Origin of the sequence: Methylobacterium sp. B4, assembly GCF_003201865.1 — a bacterium.
Lineage (GTDB): Bacteria > Pseudomonadota > Alphaproteobacteria > Rhizobiales > Beijerinckiaceae > Methylobacterium.
This window is the reverse complement of record NZ_QJJJ01000017.1, coordinates 53399-72597: the sequence shown is the minus strand read 5'-3', so window position 1 is coordinate 72597 and position 19199 is coordinate 53399. Positions and strand designations below refer to the sequence as shown.

Below are 19199 nucleotides of genomic sequence, written 5' to 3'. Positions count from 1 at the left end.
CGGACGGGTTATCGGACAGGACCATCGGCATGAGCCTGAAGACGGCGGCACGGGAAGCGCTGGCGAACCCGCGAGCAAAGGCCGGCTCGGTCTCCGAACTGTTGCCGGGTGTCCTGCTCTGCCTGACCATCGCCGTCATCGCGGCGGGCATCCAGACTCTCGAGGAGCGAAGCTTCGGGCATCCCTACATCGAAGCGCTCGTCCTCGCGATCCTGTTCGGCCTCGGTCTCCGAACGGTCTGGCAGCCGAGTCCCCGGTTCCAAGCCGGCATCGCGTTCAGTGCCAAGCAACTTCTCGAGGTGGCCGTCGCGCTGCTCGGCGCGACGGTGAGCGTCGGCGCCCTTCTGGCGTCCGGCCCGGCGCTCCTCGCCGGCATCGTCACCGTCGTCATCCTGGCGATCGGAATTAGCTACGGCATATGCCGCGCCCTCGGCCTGCCCGCCCGCATGGCCCTTCTCGTCGCATGCGGCAACGCGATCTGCGGCAACTCGGCTATCGCTGCGGTGGCGCCGGTGATCGGAGCCGACAGCAAGGATGTCGCCGCGGCGATCGCCTTCACGGCGGTGCTGGGCGTGCTCATGGTGCTCGGCCTGCCGCTGTTCGTCCCGATCGCTGCCCTCTCCCAAGACCAGTACGGTGTCCTCGCCGGTCTGACGGTCTACGCGGTGCCTCAGGTCTTGGCGGCCACCGTTCCGGTCGGATTGATTGCCACGCAAGTGGGCACGCTGGTCAAGCTCGTGCGCGTGCTCATGCTGGGGCCCGTCGTGGTGCTGCTATCGCTGATCGCGCCGTTACTGCCGCGTGAAGGCCTGTCCACCAACAGGCGTCCGGAACGAGTGAGCTTCGTCAAGCTAGTTCCCTGGTTCATCATCGGCTTCCTGACGCTCGCAGGCCTGTGCTCCCTGGGCCTTATCCCCGGCGCGGCCGCGAAGCCGCTGACCCAGGTAGCGGGCTACCTGACCATCGTGGCGATGGCCGCTCTCGGGCTCGGCGTGGACGTACGCGTTCTTGCTCGGGTCGGCGCCCGCGTGACGGCTGCCGTCACCGGCTCGCTCCTCATGCTGGTCGTCATCAGCCTAGTCCTCATCTCCGCTCTCGGCATCGTTTGAGGGGCTGTATCAGTCCTTTGGAAGACTCGAGTTGGGCCTTGCCACGTCCGGCATCTGATCCGGCGGTGTGGCAGTTGGCTGTGACCACCTCACGGCAGAAGAAAAGCCCAGTACGGCTCCAAGGCGTTCAGTCTGCAAATAACGGTATTGGAGATCCCCTCGTCATGATCGGATGAATGGCCAAAACGGGCGCGAGGCCAAAGGGTCCTCTGTCCGGCGGAGGCTTGAGGTCCGCTGATGGCGCATGTCTTCAGTGAGCTTCGCTCCAAACGATCGCACGGCGTCGTCCTGAGCATCCGTTTCAGCCGAGACCACGCTCAGGCGGGGATCGGCGAGCCGTCCCAGGCGAAGATGCCGCCGGTGTCGTCCGCGCTTAGGCCGTTCAGCACGCTCAGGAGATGCGCTGCGCTCTCCTCGGGCGAGAAGACGCCGTCGACCGTTGGGTCCGGCCGGAAGGGCCGCGACAGGCCGGAGGCGACCGTGCCCGGATGCAGGCCCACGACGATCGCTTCCGGTCGGCTGCGGGCAACCTCGATCGCGAGCGTTCGCAGAATCTGGTTCAGCGCCGACTTCGAGGCGCGATAGGCGTACCAGCCGCCCAGTCGGTTGTCGCCGATCGATCCGACCCGCGCTGACAAGGCCGCGAACACGCATCGCTCCCGTCGCGCCAGCAACGGCACGAAATGCTTGGCGACGAGCGCTGGGCCGATCGTGTTGACTGAGAAGACGGTGGCCATCGCGGTGGGATCGAGCGTCCTGACCGTTTTCTCGGGCAAGACGCCGGTCCGGTGAAGAAGGCCGGTGGCGACGATGACTAGGCCGACCGGTCCGGCTTCGCCGACCCTGGCCGCCGCCGCCGCAATTGTCGCCTCGTCACTCAGGTCGATCGGAAGGGTTCGAACGCCCTTCGGGACCGACGATTCCGAGCGGGAGAGCGCGAAGATTGGAGCGTGGGACGCAGACTCGGCGAGTGCGCGGATCAAGGCCCTGCCAATGCCGCCGGATGCACCGACGACGACCGCGCTGGCTGGGGTGGTCAAGGCGCGACCTCCCTGTCTCCAGCGGAGCCTCGGCTGCCTCGGTGAAAGATCAGACTGAGGTTGTTGGCCGGCATCGCGATGCGCTCGACCAGATGCAGATCGTGCGCTCGGCCGGCCGCCGTGACTGCCTCGATATCGCGGACTCCCCAGGAGACATTCCGAGCGCGCAGGCTGCTGTCGAACGCGGCATTGCTCGGTGCGGTGTGCGCGCCATCCTCCCGGAAGGGACCGTAGAGGTAGAGCACACCCCCCTCCGCGAGCGTCGCTTCCGCGCCAGCCATCAGTCCCATGGTCGCGTCCCAGGGGGCGATGTGGATCATGTTGATCGCGACAACCGCGTTCACCCGCGTCACCGGCCACGGCTGACGGGTCGCATCGATCGCCAATGGCGACCGAATGTTGCCCAGACCGGCGGCGCCGGCATGGGCGACGATACTGCGACGGGCCGCTTCATCCGGATCGCTGGGCTGCCAGACGAGTGCGGGCATCGCACGAGCAAAGTAAGCGGCGTGCTCGCCCGACCCACTTGCGATCTCAAGGACGAGGCCGCTGAGCGGGAGAACGCGCTTGAGGAGCTCGGCGATCGGGGCGGCGTTGCGAGCCGCGGCCGGCGAGAACAGGGCATCGGGCATAGGGCTCTTGTAGGGGCAGCCGATGCCGAGCGCATGCACTTTCGTGGCGACACGCCCGCCCCGAGGCAACGACGCCGCTTCAGCTCGAAGCGCGCAGCTGCGGCTCGGACGTAGGGACATGCTACACAAGGGATGCTTTCGTGTGGAGCGGTCTGGCAACAGCCGTGCAGTCCCTACGTCAGCTTGATTGACTGGGTCGGGTCGCGGTGGGAAAGTGAGCTTGACGGTTCCCCTCGGGGATCAAAAGGGAACGCGGTGAGGGGTAACCCGATGCCGCGGCTGCCCCCGCAACTGTAAGCGGCGAGCCTTCCGCCACCATGTCACTGGGCAGCCTCGCCCGGGAAGACGGTGAGAGGGCAGCGACCCGTGAGCCAGGAGACCTGCCGTCAGTCGTGGTCACACGCGAAACGCGTCGGGCGGGGTGTCCTGATGGGTGTCGAAGCGCCGTCCCTTCTGCTTGGGGGCGGTGAGCCGAGGCCTCGTTCGCGGTGACGTGCCACTGCCGTCGCCCGAGGCTTGTCTCCTGTGCCCTATCCCTTTGGTTCCGCTCTCCGGAGCGTGCTAGCTCTATTCTGCGCCGGATCGGCTCTGTTCGCCGCACCCTTCGCCCACGCCCAGCAGACGGCGGCGCCCTTCGCCGCCGCACCGACCGGCGTCGAGACGAGCCTCGACGAGATCTCGGTCGCGGCGACAGGCGTGCCGACACCGACCGCGCAAGTCGGATCGAGCGTGACCGTTCTGACCGAGCGGACGCTCGAACAGCAGCAGCGCCGCACCGTCCCGGACGCGCTTCAGCAGGTGCCGGGTCTCAATGTCGTGCAGACGGGCGGCCCCGGCGGCCAGACCTCCGTCTTCATCCGGGGCGCCAACTCCAACCACACCAAGGTGTTGATCGACGGCATCGACGCGACCGACCCGTCGAACGGCAACGGGTCCTTCGACTTCGGCCAACTCCTGACGGACGACCTCGCCCGCATCGAGGTGCTGCGCGGCCCCCAGAGTGGCCTTTATGGGTCCGACGCCATCGGCGGCGTGATTTCCTTCACGACCAAGCGCGGCGAAGGGCCGGCGCGGGCGTCGCTGCGCCTGGAGGGCGGCTCGTTCGGGACCTTCAACCAGTCGGGCCGGATCAGCGGCTCCGAGAACGGCTTCGACTACTCAGTCTCGGTCTCCCATTTCCGGGCGGCCGCAACCCCCGTCACGCCGCCCGACCTCGTGCCGTTCGGACGTCCGATCCGTCCGAATTTCTACGACAACGAGACCGTTTCGGCGAAGTTCGGCTACCAGTTCACCGACACGTTCCGCATCAATTCGGTGACGCGCTTCATCAACTCGCGGCTGCTGCTGACCGGCGACGACTTCAGCACCTTCCCGGCGGCACTGGCGGCCTTCCGCAGCGAGGCGGCGGTCCAGCAGGTCTTCACTCGCAACGAGGCCGAATGGACGCCGTTCGCCGGCTTCCACAACATCTTCGCCATCAACTACTCGAACTTGTTCAACCGGCAGCAGGGGCCTCTCGACCCGTTGGCGACGCCCGACGCCACCACAGGCCTGGGCGAACGGACACGCTTCGAGTATCGCGGCGACTATCTGCTCTCGCCCGGCAACATCGTGTTGTTCGGCGCCCAGCGGGACGAGGAGAGCCTGTTCACGACCTCGCCGGGCTCCGTTCCCGACTCCTTGCGGGCGAGAAACGGCAACACCGCGGGTTACGGCGAGGTGCAGCTCACACCGTTCGACCGCGCCTTCCTCGTCGCCAATCTGCGCCATGACGAGAACGACCAATTCGGCCCGGCCACCACCTTCCGGGTCGCGCCGAGCTACATCCTGCCCTTCACCGACACGCGCCTGAAGGGCAGCGTCGGGACCGGCTTCAAGGCGCCGACGCTGAGCCAACTCTACCAGAGCTTCCCGGCGTTCAATTTCTTTGCCAACCCGAACCTCAAGCCCGAGGAGAGCCTCGGCTACGATGCAGGCTTCGAGCAGCCGCTCGGCGACCGGGTCCTGGTCGGAGCCACCTATTACCGCAACGACTTCACCAACCTCATCAACACCAACGCAAGCTTCACCTCGAACGAGAACGTCGGCAAGGCCGTGTCCTACGGCGCGGAGGCGTTCGTCTCGGTGCGGTTCTCGGAGACGCTGTCGGGCCGGGTCGACTACACCAACACCGTCACCAAGAACGAGATTACCAACCAGGAGCTTCTGCGCCGGCCACGGCACAAGGGCAGCGCCACGGCGTTCTGGAACCCGCTACCAGGCCTGACCTTCAGCGGCACAGTGATCGTGCTCGGCTCCTTCGTCGACGGCAACCGGGACTTCTCCGTCCCGCGCTTGAAGAACCCCGGCTTCACCCTCGTCAACTTCGCGGTCAGCTACGATGTCAGCGAGACGGTCAGCGTGTTCGGTCGCATCGATAACCTGTTCGACCGCCGCTACGAGAACCCCACGGGGTTCCTCGGACCGGGGCTCGCCGTCTATGGCGGCGTGCGCATGACCACGTTCTGAGGTGACGATGCCAGCACGGGCCATCCTCGCAGTCTGGGGCATCCTGGCCCTCGTTCCCGCAGCCGGTGCCGCGGGCACGAACGAGGCGCCCGTGCGCGTGGTTTCGATGAACCTGTGCGCGGACGAGCTCGTCCTGCGGCTCGCCGACCGCGACCAGGTGCTGGCCGTCACCTATCTCGCCGGCGACCCGCGCGGATCGACGGTCGCGACCGCGGCCGCCGGAGTTCCGGTGACGCGCGGCCTCACCGAGGAGGTCGTCGCGCTTCGGCCCGACCTCGTCATCGCAGGCGCCTTCACGACGCGCACGACCGTCGGCATGCTCAAGCGCGTCGGCGCGCCAGTGCTCGAACTCGGCGTGCCGGCCGACCTCGACGGCGTGCGCGCCCAGATCCGGCAGGTCGCGGAAGCGCTCGGGCATCGTGAGAGGGGCGAGGCATTAGTCGCGGACCTCGATGCTCGGCTCGCCGCCGTCACGCCCGCGACACGACCGTTGCGGGCTCTCGTCATGCGCCCGAACGCCTTCACGGTTGCGCCCGGTGGTCTTGGCAACGCGCTGATCCAAGCCGCCGGCCTGGTCAACGTCGCGGCCGAAATAGGACGCGACCGGTTCGGGCAGGTGCCGCTCGAAGCCGCAGCGCTCGCGAACGCGGACCTGATCGTGACCGACGAGGGAGCGCCCGGACTGCCCTCGCTTGCGGACACACTATTGCACCATCCCGTCTTCCAGGCGCTCGCAGGTGAGGGCCGGACTGTTTCCATCCCTAATCGGTTCTGGACCTGCCCGGGTCCTCAGGTGGCCGAGGTCGTGGCGCGGCTGGCGGCCGCCGCGAACGCGCGGATGCAGCAACCATGAACGCGCCCCTTCGGACCATCGCCAATCCCGTCTTGCGGCGTCCGGACATGCCGCGGGTCCGCCGGGCTGTCGTCCCCGTCCTCGGCTTCATGGTACTCGCCTTGACGCTAGCGTCGGTCGCCATCGGCTATGCGCCCTTCGACGTGCCTGCCGCCTTCGCGGACCTCGTCGCGGGCCGGACCACGCTCCCAGCCATGGTCCTGTGGGAGTTGCGTGTCCCTCGGGCGCTGCTGGGCGGCCTCGTCGGGTTCAGCCTCGGCCTGACCGGCGCGGCGATGCAGGGCTACTTGCGCAACCCACTGGCCGATCCCGGCATCCTCGGCATCTCTTCGGCCGCGGCCTTTGGGGCCGTGCTCGCCTTCTACGGCGGGCTTGCCGCCTCCTTGAGCCTCGCCCTGCCGCTTGGCGGCATCGCTGGCGCCGGCGTGGCGGCACTGCTCCTCAACTTGCTCGCCGCCCGCGGCACCTCCACGCTTGGGCTGATCCTGGCCGGCGTAGGCCTGTCGAGCCTCGCAGGCGCCTTGACCGCGCTGGCACTCAACCTTTCGCCTAACCCTTACGCGGCCCTAGAAATTGTATTCTGGCTAATGGGCTCGCTTGCCGACCGCAGCCTGGACCAAGTCCTCCTGTGCTTGCCACTGATGATTCTCGGCTGGGGTCTGATGCTCTCGACCGGTTCCTCACTCGACGCTCTCACGCTCGGGGAGGACACCGCCGCAAGCCTCGGGGTCAGCCTTGTCTCGGTACGCGTGCGCCTCGTCACCGGCGCGGCTCTTGCGGTCGGCAGCGGGGTCGCGGTCTCCGGCGCCATCGGTTTCGTTGGCCTCGTGGTGCCGCATCTGATGCGTCCGCTCGTCGGGGCCCGGCCCGGTGCCAACCTGTTGCCGAGCGGCCTCGCCGGCGCGGTCCTCGTGCTCGCAGCCGATATCGGCGTGCGCCTGCTCGCCACCCGGCCCGAACTGAAGCTCGGCGTGGTGACCGCGCTCGTCGGGGCGCCATTCCTGATCGTCCTTCTGCTGCGCAGTCGCGGGAGGCGGGCATGAGCCTCGGTCTCCACGACGTCCAAGTCACGCTTGATAGCCGGACGATCCTGTCTGACATCGACCTCCTGCTTAAGCGCGGTCGCTTCGTCGGGCTCGTCGGGCCGAACGGGGCCGGCAAAACCACGCTTCTGCGCGTCCTCGCGGCGCTGGTCCCGCCGGTCCGGGGCCGCGTCACCCTCGAAGGGCGCGCGCTGTCCAGCCTGAACCGCGACGAACGGGCCCGCCGGATCGCCGCCCTGTTCCAGGGCGCCGGGGTCGGATGGCCGATGACGGTGCGCGAGATCGTGGCGCTCGGCCGGCTGCCGCACCGCCGTGCCTTCTCTGGGCTTTCGGACGCCGACGGGGCCGCGGTCACTCGGGCGCTGGCGCGCACTGATGTCGGGCACCTTGCCGACAGGACTGAGCCGTCCCTGTCCTCGGGCGAGCGCATGCGCGCGCTGCTGGCTCGCGCCCTCGCGGTCGAGGCCGAGTGGCTTCTCGTCGACGAGCCGGTCACGGCCCTCGACCCGGCCCACCAACTCGACGCCATGGCGCTGCTGCGCGCCGCCTCGCGTGAGGGCGCGGGCGTAGTCGCCGTCCTGCACGACCTCGCGCTTGCGGCCCGGTTCTGCGACCGTATCGTTGTGCTGTCCGGTGGTCGGCTCGTCGCCGATGGCCGACCGGAGGAGGCGCTGACCGACACCTTGCTCGCCCGCGTGTTCGGCGTGACGGCAGAGCGGGGCGAGGCCACGGACGGAACCCGATACATCCTGCCCTGGGCACGGTCCCGGTCCAACACGGAGGAAAGCGATGACGCCATCATCACAGGCTGAGGCGGTCGCGGCCCTGCTGCGCGAGGCCCTGGCTGACCCTGGCACCGCCTGGAGCCTCGGCAGCTTCGGTGCCATCGCCGAGTTCATGCGCGACCCGGACGAGGCGGTCACGGCCCTGCCGGACGACCGCATGGGCATGGCGACGGAGCGCGGCGCCATTGCGCTGACCGCCTGTCCCGACCTGCGCCCGGTAGCTTACGAGACCGCCGTCGCGTCCGGTTGGAACCACGCCATCGCCCTGTGCCTGCCGCAAGACGCCTGCGCCATGAGCCGGCGGGGCGTGGTCACGGAGCTCGGTCCGGACCGGGATGCCGCCCGCGGGCGGGACCAGGACGCCATCTTGTTTGACCTCGGTCTCGACCTGCTCGCGGTTGATGCCTGCGTGCGCACGAGCGACCCTGAGGCCATCGCATGCCTCCGTTCAGGAGTAGGACAGCCCCTGTTCGATCACGCGAACCCCATCGGTCGGCAGCTGGTCGCACTGAGTCCGCATCGGGTATTCCTCGCCCAGGCCGGCCGCATCGAGGTCTACGCCCCGATACCAGGGCCCGGCGGCACAAGCCCTGAAGGCCCACATACGCATGTCCTGCCAAAGCTCCTGCGGAGCGGGCGCACACATGCGGCGACGACCCCGATCCCCACGGGCTGGGTGCCCTGCGCCGGCCTTCATCCGGCTCACCCCTACAAGGACATGATGGGCCAGCGGATCGACTTCGATGCGAAGCGGTACGCAGCTTTCCAGGATCTGCTCGATCGTTGGGGGGATCCAGAGCTGCTCGCGGTCAAGCGGGGCGGCGAACACCGTCCGGACAGCCTGGTGTCGAGCCGTCACGCACAGGCGGCCCGACGCGTGGCCGAGGTTCAGGCCCGGTACCTTCGAGGTGAGGTCATTGAGGCCGATATCGAGGCCGACGAGGACGAGGCAGTCACTGACCATGCCTGACCTTGGCTGTCAGCGGGTGATTGGGCTGATCGGCTGCCCCGGGGCGGGCAAGACGACCTACGCGCGTCGGTTCGACCCGCTGGATGGATGGGTCCACTTGACCCTGGATGATCTCCGGCAGGCGCTCTGGCCCCCGAACCGACAGGTCTACTGTCGGTCCTGACGGCAGTCTACTTCCACGGCAACCTCGCCGACCAGAACAGCTTCGTGCATTTCTTCAAGAACGTGATGCTCGCCGGGGGGCTGCTGCAGATCGCCGCCTTCGGCGCCGGCGCGCTCAGCCTGGACGCGCACCTCGCCTCCCGCCGTACCTTTCCGGCCGGCCTTGCCGCCGCGTATTAGGTCGCTCGAGGTACACCCTGACAGGATCAGCAGGTTTCGCGGGCGGTCGGCTCGAAGCACGACCTCGCGCGGGGCGGCCGCGGCGAGAATGGCCTGCATCTCGGCGGCGGCGATCCAGCGAAGCGGGACGACGACGGCTCCGGCCTCCGCGCTCGGCCCCTGCACCGGCTGCACGCCCGCGCCGTCGAACGGCACGATCAGGGCCGTACGTCCCCGGCGGCTCAGGGTGAGACCGCGGCTTCTCAGCGCGGTCTCGAACATCGCCAGCAGCGCGTCGCGCGTCACCGGACCGCCCGTCTGCAGGGTGATCGTGCCGGATGCGCGCTCGTCGAGAGTGTAGCCCCAGCCAAGCGTGTCGGCCAGGACCGCCTTCGTCGCCACCGGCAGAGGCGCCTCGACGAGATTGAGCGTGACCATTCCGCCCGGCAGCGGTGCCCTGAATGGCGCCTCGCCGCCCACCAGCCGATCCGTACCGCGCAGGATGATACCGGCCGAACCGCGCCGCGCGGTGACGGATGTCCCGGCGGCCGGGCCGAGGCCCTCGGTCGGCTCGGCGGCGAGCGCCGCGCCAGAGACGGCAGCGACGAGCCCCGCCCCGACGACATATGCCCCCCACCTCATGTCGTCGCCGACCTTTCACGCCCGGATCCGTTCGCAGCAGGACGCTAGGGAGTTATGGTTAATGAGTGGTTGAAGCGCCTCGAACGACTCGGACAAGACTGCGTTCGACTTCCGGAGAGAAAACGGCTAGGAAGTATTAATTTTGAACTTCACTTTCCAAATAAGTAAAATGACCAGATTTTCTCAGTAATATCTCAGAGATGTCTTCGGGTTCGCCGGACCGCTAGCGCAAGCGCGAATCTTATCATTTGACAAAAATCTTTCGTATTCCCTGTTCGATCTGGATATGAAGCGGATCGGTCTTCGATGCGCTGCTGATATCAGCCCAGTGATTTCGCTAAACAGCAATAAATAGATTAAATGCATTGAATTTGTGAAATATAAAAAACATTTATATGTTATAAATCTCGCATTACGGTCGATAGAAGAAATCTACGCAGGAGAACTATCCCGAAAACATGTCAATACATTATCCCACCTATCAAATACATATTTGCAACACCATCGATCCTGCGAAAAGAACCTTATTTTTTATTGACGATATCACAATAGGCAGCCGCCCTGCCGGGCAATCATCACCCATTGTCAATCTTTCCCGACCAACATTTGTAACGTTCGGCGCCCGTTCCGATCGCTAATCCCGCAGTGTTGCCGATGTCGAAGAAGGTCGTGGCGGCGTGTCTGGGTCTTGTCCTGGCCACCCTCCTCCCAGTCAGCAAAGCCGAGGCCGATCGCGACCCGCGACAGCGTGGGCTCAGCGAGCGCGACACGTTCCTCTGGCCAGGCGCCGCGCCGCCACGTCGGCTGGATCAGCACGGCGCGCCACTCCAATCCGAAGCCCTCCGCGATCGGCTCGTCGTCGTGTCCTTCGTCCACGCCGACTGCACGATCAACTGCGCCGTGCGCACGCTCGAACTCGACAAGCTGGCCCGGACGCTGCCCGCTCCCTTGCGTGATCGCGTGGCCTTCCTGTGCATCGACACGGATCCGGCTCGCGGCGGCTCGGCGCGCCTGCGCGCCTTCGCGGAAGGCTTGCTCGGCCCGGGCACCCCGCTGCGCTTCCTCGACAGCGACGAGGCCTCGACCGCAGCGCTCGCCTCGGCTCTCCGCTATCCGCCCGGCGCCCTGCCCGAACCACCGCCGACCATCCTCGTCTTCGATCGGACCGGCCGGATGGCGATGACCTACGGCAGCGACCCGGTCGACGAGGCGCGCCTGCTGCAGGACCTCACTCTTCTCGAGACCTTCGATGCGATCCGCGTGGCGGGAACGGCCTCGGCTGCGGCTGGCTTCGCCGCGACGGTGGAAGAGGTGCAATCCGTCCGGGAGCACCTGCGCCGGACGCTCGCCAGTCTCACGCCGCGTCGGATCGAGGGGGCGGGTCCGGCCCTGCAGGGCGGACCGAACGGCCTGCGGGCCGCGATCGGCGCCGATCAGGCTCTGGAACGGCCCGTCGATCTCGCCGTGGCCCTGAACGGCCTTCCACGGGACGACGGCCGCCTCGACCTTGTCGAGAGCCGCGCGCCGCTCGAAAGCCTGCCGGGCCTCGCGCGCGCGGGCGGGGCCTCGGAACCGTCGGAAGTTCTGCTGCACGGCATCGCCGGCTTTTCAATCCGCTATTTCGGGGCGCTCAAGGATCGCACACGGCCTCTTTGGTACCCGGCTTGGCCACCATCCGGGGACGGGGCCGGCCGCCTGCCCGCCCTCGTCGAGATCCAGGTCGTTTTCGCTCCCGGCGATCCCCGGCGTTGGACTCCGCTCGTCATCGCTCTCGGCAACCGGCGATGACCCTGCGGAGCCTGTCCGCGCGCCGCGCGCCGCCCGACGCGGAGAAGGAGGCCGGCTTCGTCCTCCTGTCCGTGCTCGGCATCCTCACCGTGGTGAGCGCGATCCTGGCCGGCGCGCTGATGCAGGTCCGCTCCGGCACGGCTTTGGCGCAGGCGCGCGGACAAAGCCTGCAACTCCAGGGCATTGCCGACGGGATCGCTCGCCTGATCGCCTACGATCTCGACGTGCGGCGAACCTACCGCGTCGCCGGCCTCGACCTCCCGGAGGACGGAACCGTCACAGCGTGCCCCCTCGGCCACGACCGGACTGCCTTCGTGTCGTTGCAGGACCAGGGGCGCCTCATCGACCTGAACAAGACCCCGCGGCCGGCGATGGAAGAGGCGTTCCGCTTGCTCGGCGTGCCGGACCGAACGGTCCTCGCCGTCGCCGCCGAGATCATCGACTACCGCGACGCCGACGATGGACCCGAACCCAATGGCGGCGCCGAACTGCCGCAATACCGCGCCCGCGGTCTCACGTGGGGACCGCGCAACGCGCCGTTCGCCAGCGTGGACGAACTCGGGCGGCTGCCATCGATGACGCCGGACGTCGCCGCGATTCTGCGACCGGTCCTGACCGTCTACAACGAAGGCGGTCGCTTCGACCTCGCTGCCCTGATCAGCCGGGTTCGGCCCGCCGCCAGCCGCTCGCTGCCGGGCCGGGCGGCTCCCGTCCCTTCCCCACGCCAGAACTTCCAGATGTCGATCGTGGTCGAGTGGAAGGGCGCCCGCGCCGGCCGCGCGGCCGTCTACGCGCTCGGCGGCACGCGCACGGGCGCCGATTTCCTGGTGTGGCAGCCCTCCGTTCCAATGCCGGCTCCGGCTGCCATGCACCCCGCTTGCGTGAAGATCGCGGCGGTCCTTCTTGCGGGGTCAGGGCCGCCTTGAGAAGCACACCGGGTTGTCGTGCCGGTTGCCGCATCCAGCCGCACAAGGATCGGCTCCACGGCGCCATGCGCCTCATCGGGGGGCACGCTCCCATCCCGGCTGATCCTCTCCACCGGGTCGGTTCAAAGCCGGCCGGTTAGGTCACGTCGTCCTGCCCAGCCCGTTCGACATCCGGCCATCAGGCTGCACCGGCCTGATGGTTCAAGCGTGCGGCGAGTTGGTCGGCGAATTTGCTGGCCGCGACCGGGAGCAGGCGTCCGCGCAGTTGCGCGAGCACGACGCTCATCGGATCGAGGTCGCGGGCGTCGATCAGACGGCTGCGCAGGCGCGGGTCGTCGGGAATGCCGCTCGGCACCTGGAAGCTGACGACATCCTCCCGCAGGACGACGTTGCGCAGGAATTCCAAAGATCCCGATTCCACGGTGGCGCGCATCTCGACCCCGCGCCGGGCGAGCGCCTGCTCGATATGGTGGCGGATGGCGAGCGAACGGTCGGGCAGCGCCAGTGCGTGGGCGAGGCAGTCGCGTAGCCGGATCGGCCCGTCCTTGGAGGCCAGGGGATGGCTCGCCCGCATCAGGGCGCACAGAGACTGACGGCCGGCATAGAGCGCATGCAACTCCGCAGAGGGCGGAGGCTGAAGGACGAGGGCGAGGTCGGCCTCGAACGAAACGAGGGCAGCCACCGCCTGGACATGATCGCGCACCTGCACGGTGAAGGCGACCTGGGGAAACTGTGCCCGGTAGGTCTCGACCTCCTCCGCGATCACCCGAGTGACGAAGGCTTGACTACAGGCAAGCGCCACGTGGCCTCGGCGCACGCCGGAGAGGTCGGCGATCTGCGAGCGCACCCGGTCGAGGTCGGCTGCCTGGTCGCGGATGTGCCGCGCCAACAATTCCCCCGCCGCGTTCAGGCGCATCCCTTGTGCGAGGCGCTCGAAGATCGGCGTTCCGAGCTCGTACTCGATGTCCTGGATTTGCCGGGTCAGCGCCGAGGGCGTGATGTTGAGGTGCTCGGCGGCCCGCCGGATCGAGCCGGAGCGAGCGACCTCGGCCACCGCAGTGAAGCCGCGCAGATGCTTCATCCCAACCCTCCTGCCAGGGTGTTGCCAGAAAGGCAACAGCGCCGTCAAGAATTAGCACTTCCCGGCAACACTCCTGCTTCCTAAGCTCGAAGCCTCGGTAGATGCAGGAGCCGTCCGATGATCGACCGCCGCAGCCTTCTCGCCGGTCTCGGAACCGGCCTCGTCGCGACTTCCTTGCCTGGCCGCGCCGCCCGGGCGCAGGCCGCCCCCACCATCATCCGGATGGGCTCGCTCAAGCTCATCCACTCGATCGCGCCGCATTTCTACGAGCGCTTCACGCCCGAAGGTGTGCGGGTCGAGGTCATCCCGTTCGAGAGCCCGACCGAAGGCAAGAACGCCGTCGTCACCAAGTCGGTGGATTTCGGCACATTCGGGCTCGCGGCGGCGACGCTCGGCGCCGCGGCAGGCGAACCGATCGTCGTGATCGCCTCCACCTGCAACCGCGGCATGGGTGTCATCGCCCGCAAGGATTCCGAAATCCGGACGATCAAGGACCTGCGCGGCAAGCGCGTGGCGATCTGGCCCGGCAGCACGCAGGAGGTGTTCGCCCTCGAGCGGATGCGCATGGAGGGACTGTCCGTGAAGGACATCACCCCGGTGCGCGTCTCCTTCTCGGAGATGCACCTCGCGCTCGCCCGCGGCGACGTCGATGCCTATGTCGGCGCCGAACCCGCCCCCGGCGTCAGCCTCGCCTCGGGCGTCGGCCAGCTCGTCGAATACCCCTACGGCACCGAGATGGGCTCGCTCAACATGGTGTTCGGCGCCCATCGGGACACGCTGGCCGAGCGGCCGGATCTCGTGCGCACCATGCTGCAGATCCATCGCAAGGCCACCGAGTTCGCGGCCAAGGACCGGGAGGCGATGATCGCCATGGCGGTGGCCAAGCTCGGCCAGAAGCGCGAGGCGCTGGCGATCTCGGCCCCGAACGTCGAACTGACCTGGAAGCTCGGGCCGGACGAGGTGCGGCAGGCCAAGATCTACGCCGATCGCATGCTGGCACTGAAGCAGATCAAGCGCCTGCCCGAAGACGGCTTCATCGACACCCGCTTCGTCGATGCCATGAGGGATGCGTGAGCGCCGCGATGGAGGGCGCCGCCCTCCCTGCCGCCTTGCCGACGGCCGTGCCGGCATCGGGTCAGAGCCCGAGGCCGGACGCCCCGCTCCGCAGCCTCCTCGACCGCCTGCGCGGCCCTGCCCTCGCCCTGGTGGTGCCGCTGGCGACCCTCGCGCTCTGGCACTTCGCCACTGCGAACCGGCCCTACAGCCTCGTTCCACCTCCCGCCGAGGTCTGGCTCGCCCTGCGCGACATGGCGTTCGGCGGCATCAACGACGACGCCTTCAGCGCCACTCTCTGGGCCCATCTCTGGGCTTCGCTGTCCCGGGTCTATGGCGGCTTCGCGCTGGCCGCCGCGGCGGCCCTGCCGATCGGGCTGATGATCGGGCGGGTGCCCCTGGTCCGGGCTCTCCTCGATCCCGTGCTGCAGATCCTGCGCCCGATCCCCGTCACCGCGTGGCTGCCGCTGGCCATGATCCTGTTCGGGCTCGGGGCCACCTCGGCCTTCTTCCTCGTGTTCCTGGGCGCCTTCTACCCGATCCTCGTCAACACCGTGTTCGGCGTGCGCTCGGTGGAGCCGCGCCTGTTCGAGGCGGCGGCGATGCTGGGCTGCACGGGTCCCGCCCAGTTCCTCCGGGTGGTGCTGCCCGCCGCCCTCCCCTCGATCTTCACCGGCCTGCGGCTCGGCCTGGGCTTCGCCTGGGTGGTGATCGTGGTCGGTGAGATGACGGGCGTCCAGACGGGCCTCGGCGCCGTCATCATGGAGGCGCGCCAGCTCTCCCGGACTGAGATCGTGATCTGCGGCATGGGCGTGATCGGCATCGCCGGCTTCGTCTCGGACTGGATCGTCATGCGCATCGGTCGCCGCCTCCTCTCTTGGAGCCCCTCCCATGGCTGAGCCCACCGTCCCCATCCTAACGATCCGGGACGTCTCGAAGACCTACACGGCGCAGGGGCGCCGGACCGAGGCCCTGCGCGGCGCCAGCCTCACCGTCCAGAGGGGGGAGTTCGTCTGCCTGCTCGGTGCCTCGGGCTGCGGGAAGTCGACCTTGCTGCGCATCGCCGCCGGCTTCGAGGCGCCGAGTTCGGGCCAAGCCCTGATGTGGGACAAGCCGATCGCCGGCCCCGCTCCGAGCCGCGGCATGGTCTTCCAGGATTACGGTCTGTTCCCTTGGCTGTCCGTGCGCGACAATATCGGCTTCGGCCCGAAATCGCGGGGCCGCCCCGCGGCGGAGGTCCGTGACACCGCGCGCCGCTACATCGATCTGGTGGGGCTCGGCCGCTTCGCCGACGCCTATCCGCACCAGCTATCGGGCGGCATGAAGCAGCGCGTGGCCATCGCCCGCGTGCTCGCCAACGAGGCCGAGATGGTCCTCATGGACGAGCCGTTCGGCGCGCTCGACGCCATGACCCGCGAGCGCCTCCAGGACGAGCTCCTCGACCTCTGGGCCCGGACCGGGCTGACCGTGCTGTTCGTCACCCACGCCATCGAGGAGGCGATCTTTCTCGCCGACCGGATCGTGATGATGTCGCCGGGGCCGGGCCGGATCGAGGCCGTGCACACCGTCGACCTGCCCCGGCGCCGGGACGTGTCGAGCCCCGCCTTCAACGACCTGCGCCGCATGCTGTCGGCCCAGCTCCACAGCCACCACGCGCCGAAGGCTGCCTGATGGCTGCGACCGACGCCGTGGCTTGGCGCGGCCTCGATCGCGCCGCGCTCACTCGGGCCTACGACAATTCCGGGGCGGTCCGGGACAGCGCCGCCCTCTTGGCGGGCTGGCGCACCCGCAGCGCCGCCTTCCGCGAGGGCAAGGCGGGACGGACCTTGGCCTACGGCCCCGGTCCGCGGCAGGCCGTCGATCTCTATCGTTGCGGCCCGGCGGGGGCGCCCTGCCTTGCCTTCGTCCATGGCGGCTACTGGCAGCGCAACGCCCGCGAGGATTTCACCTGCATGGCCGAGGGGCCGCTCGCCCTCGGCCTCGACGTGGCGCTGGTTGGCTACACCCTGGCGCCGGAGGCTGGCCTCACCCGGATTTCCGAGGAGGTCGGGGCGGCGCTCCAGCTGCTGCGGCGGGAGACCGGGGCGGCACGCCTCGTCGTCGCGGGCTGGTCGGCCGGCGGCCATCTCGCGGCGCTCATGACGACGCTTGCGGCCAATGCGGCCGACGCCGTCCTGGCGGTAAGCGGCATCTTCGATCTCGAGCCGATCGCCGGCACCGCGCTGGACGACGCGCTGCACCTCACGCAAGCCGAGGTGGCCGAACTCTCGCCCATCCGCCGACTCGCCCCGGGTGGGCCGCCCGTCTCGGTGATCTATGGCGGGTCCGAACTGCCCGAGCTGCGCCGCCAATCCGAAGATTACCACGCTGCCCGCCGGGCGCTGGGCCTCGGCGGCGACCTCCACGCCGTGCCGGGGGCCGACCATTTCCGAGTGCTCGACGCCCTGGCCGCATCGGACGGGCGCATCGCCCGAGAAGCCGCCCGCCTCGCGGGCCAGTGACACGCTGACGAGGACCGACCGTGCCTCCCTTCCCGACGATTTCCGCCCTGCATGCGGCCTATGCCAGCGGCCTCGACCCGCGAGAGGTCCTGACCGAGACCTACCGGCGGCTCGCTGCCATTGATGACCCGGGCATCTTCCTCACCCTGCTGCCCGAGGCTGAGACGTTCGCCGCCGCAGCGGTCCTCGGGCCGTTCGACCCGACCAAAAAACCGCTCTGGGGCGTGCCCTTCGCGGTGAAGGACAACCTCGACGTCGCCGGTCTGCCGACCACCGCAGCCTGCCCGGACTTCGCCTTCGTGCCGTCGCAGACCGCACCCTCCGTCGCGCGCCTGCTCGCCGCGGGCGCGATCCTGATCGGCAAGACCAATCTCGACCAGTTCGCCACCGGCCTCGTCGGCCTTCGCACGCCCCATCCGGCCCCGCGCAATGCCCTGAACGCGGACCTCGTGCCCGGGGGGTCGAGCAGTGGCTCGGCGGTCGCGGTGGCGCACGGGCTCGTCGCCTTCGCACTCGGTACCGACACGGCGGGCTCCGGTCGGGTCCCGGCCGGCCTCAACAACATCGTCGGGCTGAAGCCCTCGCTCGGGTCCGTGTCGAGCCGGGGCCTGCTGCCGGCCTGCCGCACGCTCGACACCGTTTCGGTCTTCGCCGGCACGGTCGCGGATGCCGACCGGGTCTTCCGAATCATGGCGGGATTTGATGCGGCCGATCCCTACTCGCGCGACCTACCCGTGCCGACCCAGCCCCCCGGGCTGCCGCCGGGCCTGCGCGTCGGCATGCCGGATGCCGAAAGCCTCCGCTTCGGCGGCGATCCCCTGTCGGAGACCGCCTTCGCGGCGGGACTCGACGACCTCACCGCCCTCACCGGCCCGGCCCGGACGGTCGATCTCGCGCCGATGTTCGCCACCGCTGCGCTCCTCTACGACGGCCCCTGGGTCGCCGAGCGCTATCAGGCGATCCGCCCGCTCATCGAGACGTCACCGCAAGCGCTGCATCCGACCACCCGCGCGGTGATCGGCCGGGCTACGGGCTTTACGGCCGCCGACGCCTTCGCCGGCCTCTACCGGCTGGCGGAGCTGCGCCGGGCCGCCGACGCCCTGTGGGAGCACATCGACGTGCTGGTGGTGCCGACCTACCCGCGGCCGGTTACCTGCGCCGAGATCGAAGCCGACCCGATCGGATCCAACAGCGCGCTCGGGACCTACACGAACTTCGTCAACCTGCTCGATCTCTGCGCACTCGCCGTGCCGGGCCGCTTCCGCGCCGACGGCCTGCCGACGGGCCTCACACTGATCGCGCCGCGGGGCCGCGACGGGCTCCTCGCCGCCTTGGGCGGCCGCCTTCACGCGGCGGCCGGCGTCCCGATCGGCACGAGCGGGGAGCCGGTGCCGATGCCGGAGACGGGGCCGGCCATTGCGGGCCCGGACGAAATCGAACTCGTGGTGATCGGCGCGCATCTCTCGGGACTGCCGCTCAACCGCGAGCTGACCGGCCTCGGTGCACGCTTCCTACGGGCAGTCGAGACGCAGGCTGATTACCGGCTCTACGCACTGCCCGGCGGTCCGCCCCTGCGGCCGGGCCTGCTGCGCGTCGCGGCCGGCGCTGGCGCGGCCATCGCGGCCGAAGTCTGGGCCCTGTCGCCGGCCGCCTTTGGCCGCTTCGTGGCCGCCATCCCGGCCCCTCTCGGCATCGGCACGCTTCGCCTTGCCGACGGCACCCATCCCAAGGGATTTCTGGTCGAGGCCGAGGGGATCGGCTCGGGGACGGATATTACCGAATACGGCGGTTGGCGACGCTACCTTGCCGCGCAGAGCGACGGAGCGAACCACACCGCCGCGTTCGAACACCGGGCGCTCCACGTCGCATAGCGTTCGTGCGCTCGCCCCAATTCAGTACGCCTGTGCTGGCCGTCGTGAAGGAGGCGCGTCGATCTGCCCTCGACCT

Annotated in this window: 17 protein-coding genes, 2 pseudogenes and 1 riboswitch; of the genes and pseudogenes, 15 read left to right on the top strand and 4 right to left on the bottom strand. The window is 68.8% G+C overall.

The genetic code is table 11. From position 1 onward, the window contains the following. Positions 1 to 29 precede the first annotated feature (29 nt). Positions 30 to 1109 (top strand): putative sulfate exporter family transporter, encoded by a 1080-nt coding sequence (locus BY998_RS18135; RefSeq protein ID WP_110353000.1) that lies wholly within the window; start codon positions 30 to 32, stop codon positions 1107 to 1109. Positions 1110 to 1426: 317 nt separating this feature from the next. Here the strand turns inward: BY998_RS18135 and BY998_RS18130 are convergent, their stop codons facing one another. Both BY998_RS18130 and BY998_RS18125 read right to left on the bottom strand, forming a co-directional pair. Continuing rightward, complete coding sequence (locus tag BY998_RS18130) at positions 1427 to 2149, bottom strand: SDR family NAD(P)-dependent oxidoreductase (RefSeq protein WP_110352999.1); 723 nt, start codon at positions 2147 to 2149, stop codon at positions 1427 to 1429. Next, complete coding sequence (locus tag BY998_RS18125) at positions 2146 to 2781, bottom strand: DUF938 domain-containing protein (RefSeq protein WP_110352998.1); 636 nt, start codon at positions 2779 to 2781, stop codon at positions 2146 to 2148. Before BY998_RS18125 ends, BY998_RS18130 begins: the two co-directional genes overlap by 4 nt. Before the next feature lie 207 nt (positions 2782 to 2988). Then, positions 2989 to 3184, top strand: a riboswitch (cobalamin riboswitch). A gap of 155 nt (positions 3185 to 3339) precedes the next feature. On the opposite strand from BY998_RS18125, the gene BY998_RS18120 reads away from it, so the two are divergent. From BY998_RS18120 to BY998_RS24825, 7 genes and pseudogenes are all read left to right on the top strand, one after another. Next, a complete protein-coding gene (locus BY998_RS18120) occupies positions 3340 to 5289 on the top strand; it encodes a TonB-dependent receptor (RefSeq protein ID WP_110353019.1) in 1950 nt (649 codons plus the stop codon). A 7-nt stretch (positions 5290 to 5296) separates the two neighbouring features. Beyond that, positions 5297 to 6142, top strand: coding sequence for an ABC transporter substrate-binding protein (locus BY998_RS18115; RefSeq protein ID WP_110353018.1), 846 nt, complete (start codon positions 5297 to 5299; stop codon positions 6140 to 6142). Next, on the top strand, positions 6139 to 7185 hold the full coding sequence (locus tag BY998_RS18110) for an iron ABC transporter permease (RefSeq protein ID WP_110352997.1): 1047 nt from the start codon (positions 6139 to 6141) through the stop codon (positions 7183 to 7185). The genes BY998_RS18115 and BY998_RS18110 overlap by 4 nt, the downstream gene beginning before the upstream one ends. Beyond that, positions 7182 to 7997, top strand: a complete 816-nt coding sequence (locus BY998_RS18105; protein ID WP_110352996.1) for an ABC transporter ATP-binding protein — start codon at positions 7182 to 7184, stop codon at positions 7995 to 7997. The genes BY998_RS18110 and BY998_RS18105 overlap by 4 nt, the downstream gene beginning before the upstream one ends. Then, positions 7975 to 8940, top strand: a complete 966-nt coding sequence (locus tag BY998_RS18100; RefSeq protein ID WP_110352995.1) for a hypothetical protein — start codon at positions 7975 to 7977, stop codon at positions 8938 to 8940. The genes BY998_RS18105 and BY998_RS18100 overlap by 23 nt, the downstream gene beginning before the upstream one ends. Then, positions 8933 to 9091: pseudogene (locus BY998_RS24830) on the top strand (AAA family ATPase); the annotation flags it as partial. The gene BY998_RS18100 and the pseudogene BY998_RS24830, both read left to right, overlap by 8 nt. Continuing rightward, positions 9088 to 9282: pseudogene (locus tag BY998_RS24825) on the top strand (hypothetical protein); the annotation flags it as partial. The pseudogenes BY998_RS24830 and BY998_RS24825, both read left to right, overlap by 4 nt. Positions 9283 to 10488: 1206 nt before the next feature. Here BY998_RS24825 and BY998_RS24820 read toward each other — a convergent pair. After that, positions 10489 to 10779, bottom strand: a complete 291-nt coding sequence (locus BY998_RS24820; protein ID WP_146221798.1) for a hypothetical protein — start codon at positions 10777 to 10779, stop codon at positions 10489 to 10491. Between BY998_RS24820 and BY998_RS18090 the strand changes: the two genes are divergently transcribed. Together BY998_RS18090 and BY998_RS18085 are read left to right on the top strand one after the other, a co-directional pair. Further along, positions 10765 to 11691 (top strand): hypothetical protein, encoded by a 927-nt coding sequence (locus BY998_RS18090; RefSeq protein ID WP_146221797.1) that lies wholly within the window; start codon positions 10765 to 10767, stop codon positions 11689 to 11691. The two genes, BY998_RS24820 and BY998_RS18090, sit on opposite strands and share 15 nt — an antisense overlap. After that, positions 11688 to 12617 carry a type II secretion system protein GspK gene (locus BY998_RS18085; protein WP_110352993.1) on the top strand — a complete coding sequence of 310 codons (930 nt, stop codon included), beginning with the start codon at positions 11688 to 11690 and terminating at the stop codon, positions 12615 to 12617. The genes BY998_RS18090 and BY998_RS18085 overlap by 4 nt, the downstream gene beginning before the upstream one ends. 178 nt (positions 12618 to 12795) lie before the next feature. Here BY998_RS18085 and BY998_RS18080 read toward each other — a convergent pair whose 3' ends face one another. After that, positions 12796 to 13698, bottom strand: a complete 903-nt coding sequence (locus tag BY998_RS18080; protein WP_110352992.1) for a LysR family transcriptional regulator — start codon at positions 13696 to 13698, stop codon at positions 12796 to 12798. A 117-nt stretch (positions 13699 to 13815) separates the two neighbouring features. Here BY998_RS18080 and BY998_RS18075 point away from each other — a divergent pair, with 117 nt between their 5' ends. The 5 genes from BY998_RS18075 to atzF are packed head-to-tail and all read left to right on the top strand — an operon-like array spanning position 13816 to position 19123. Beyond that, complete coding sequence (locus BY998_RS18075; protein ID WP_110352991.1) at positions 13816 to 14772, top strand: NrtA/SsuA/CpmA family ABC transporter substrate-binding protein; 957 nt, start codon at positions 13816 to 13818, stop codon at positions 14770 to 14772. Further along, positions 14769 to 15650 carry an ABC transporter permease gene (locus BY998_RS18070; protein WP_110352990.1) on the top strand — a complete coding sequence of 294 codons (882 nt, stop codon included), beginning with the start codon at positions 14769 to 14771 and terminating at the stop codon, positions 15648 to 15650. Before BY998_RS18075 ends, BY998_RS18070 begins: the two co-directional genes overlap by 4 nt. Beyond that, positions 15643 to 16422 carry an ABC transporter ATP-binding protein gene (locus BY998_RS18065; protein ID WP_110352989.1) on the top strand — a complete coding sequence of 260 codons (780 nt, stop codon included), beginning with the start codon at positions 15643 to 15645 and terminating at the stop codon, positions 16420 to 16422. The genes BY998_RS18070 and BY998_RS18065 overlap by 8 nt, the downstream gene beginning before the upstream one ends. Next, positions 16422 to 17252, top strand: a complete 831-nt coding sequence (locus BY998_RS18060; protein WP_110352988.1) for an alpha/beta hydrolase — start codon at positions 16422 to 16424, stop codon at positions 17250 to 17252. Before BY998_RS18065 ends, BY998_RS18060 begins: the two co-directional genes overlap by 1 nt. Before the next feature lie 20 nt (positions 17253 to 17272). Beyond that, positions 17273 to 19123 (top strand): allophanate hydrolase, encoded by a 1851-nt coding sequence (atzF, locus tag BY998_RS18055; RefSeq protein WP_110352987.1) that lies wholly within the window; start codon positions 17273 to 17275, stop codon positions 19121 to 19123. Positions 19124 to 19199: the final 76 nt, after the last annotated feature.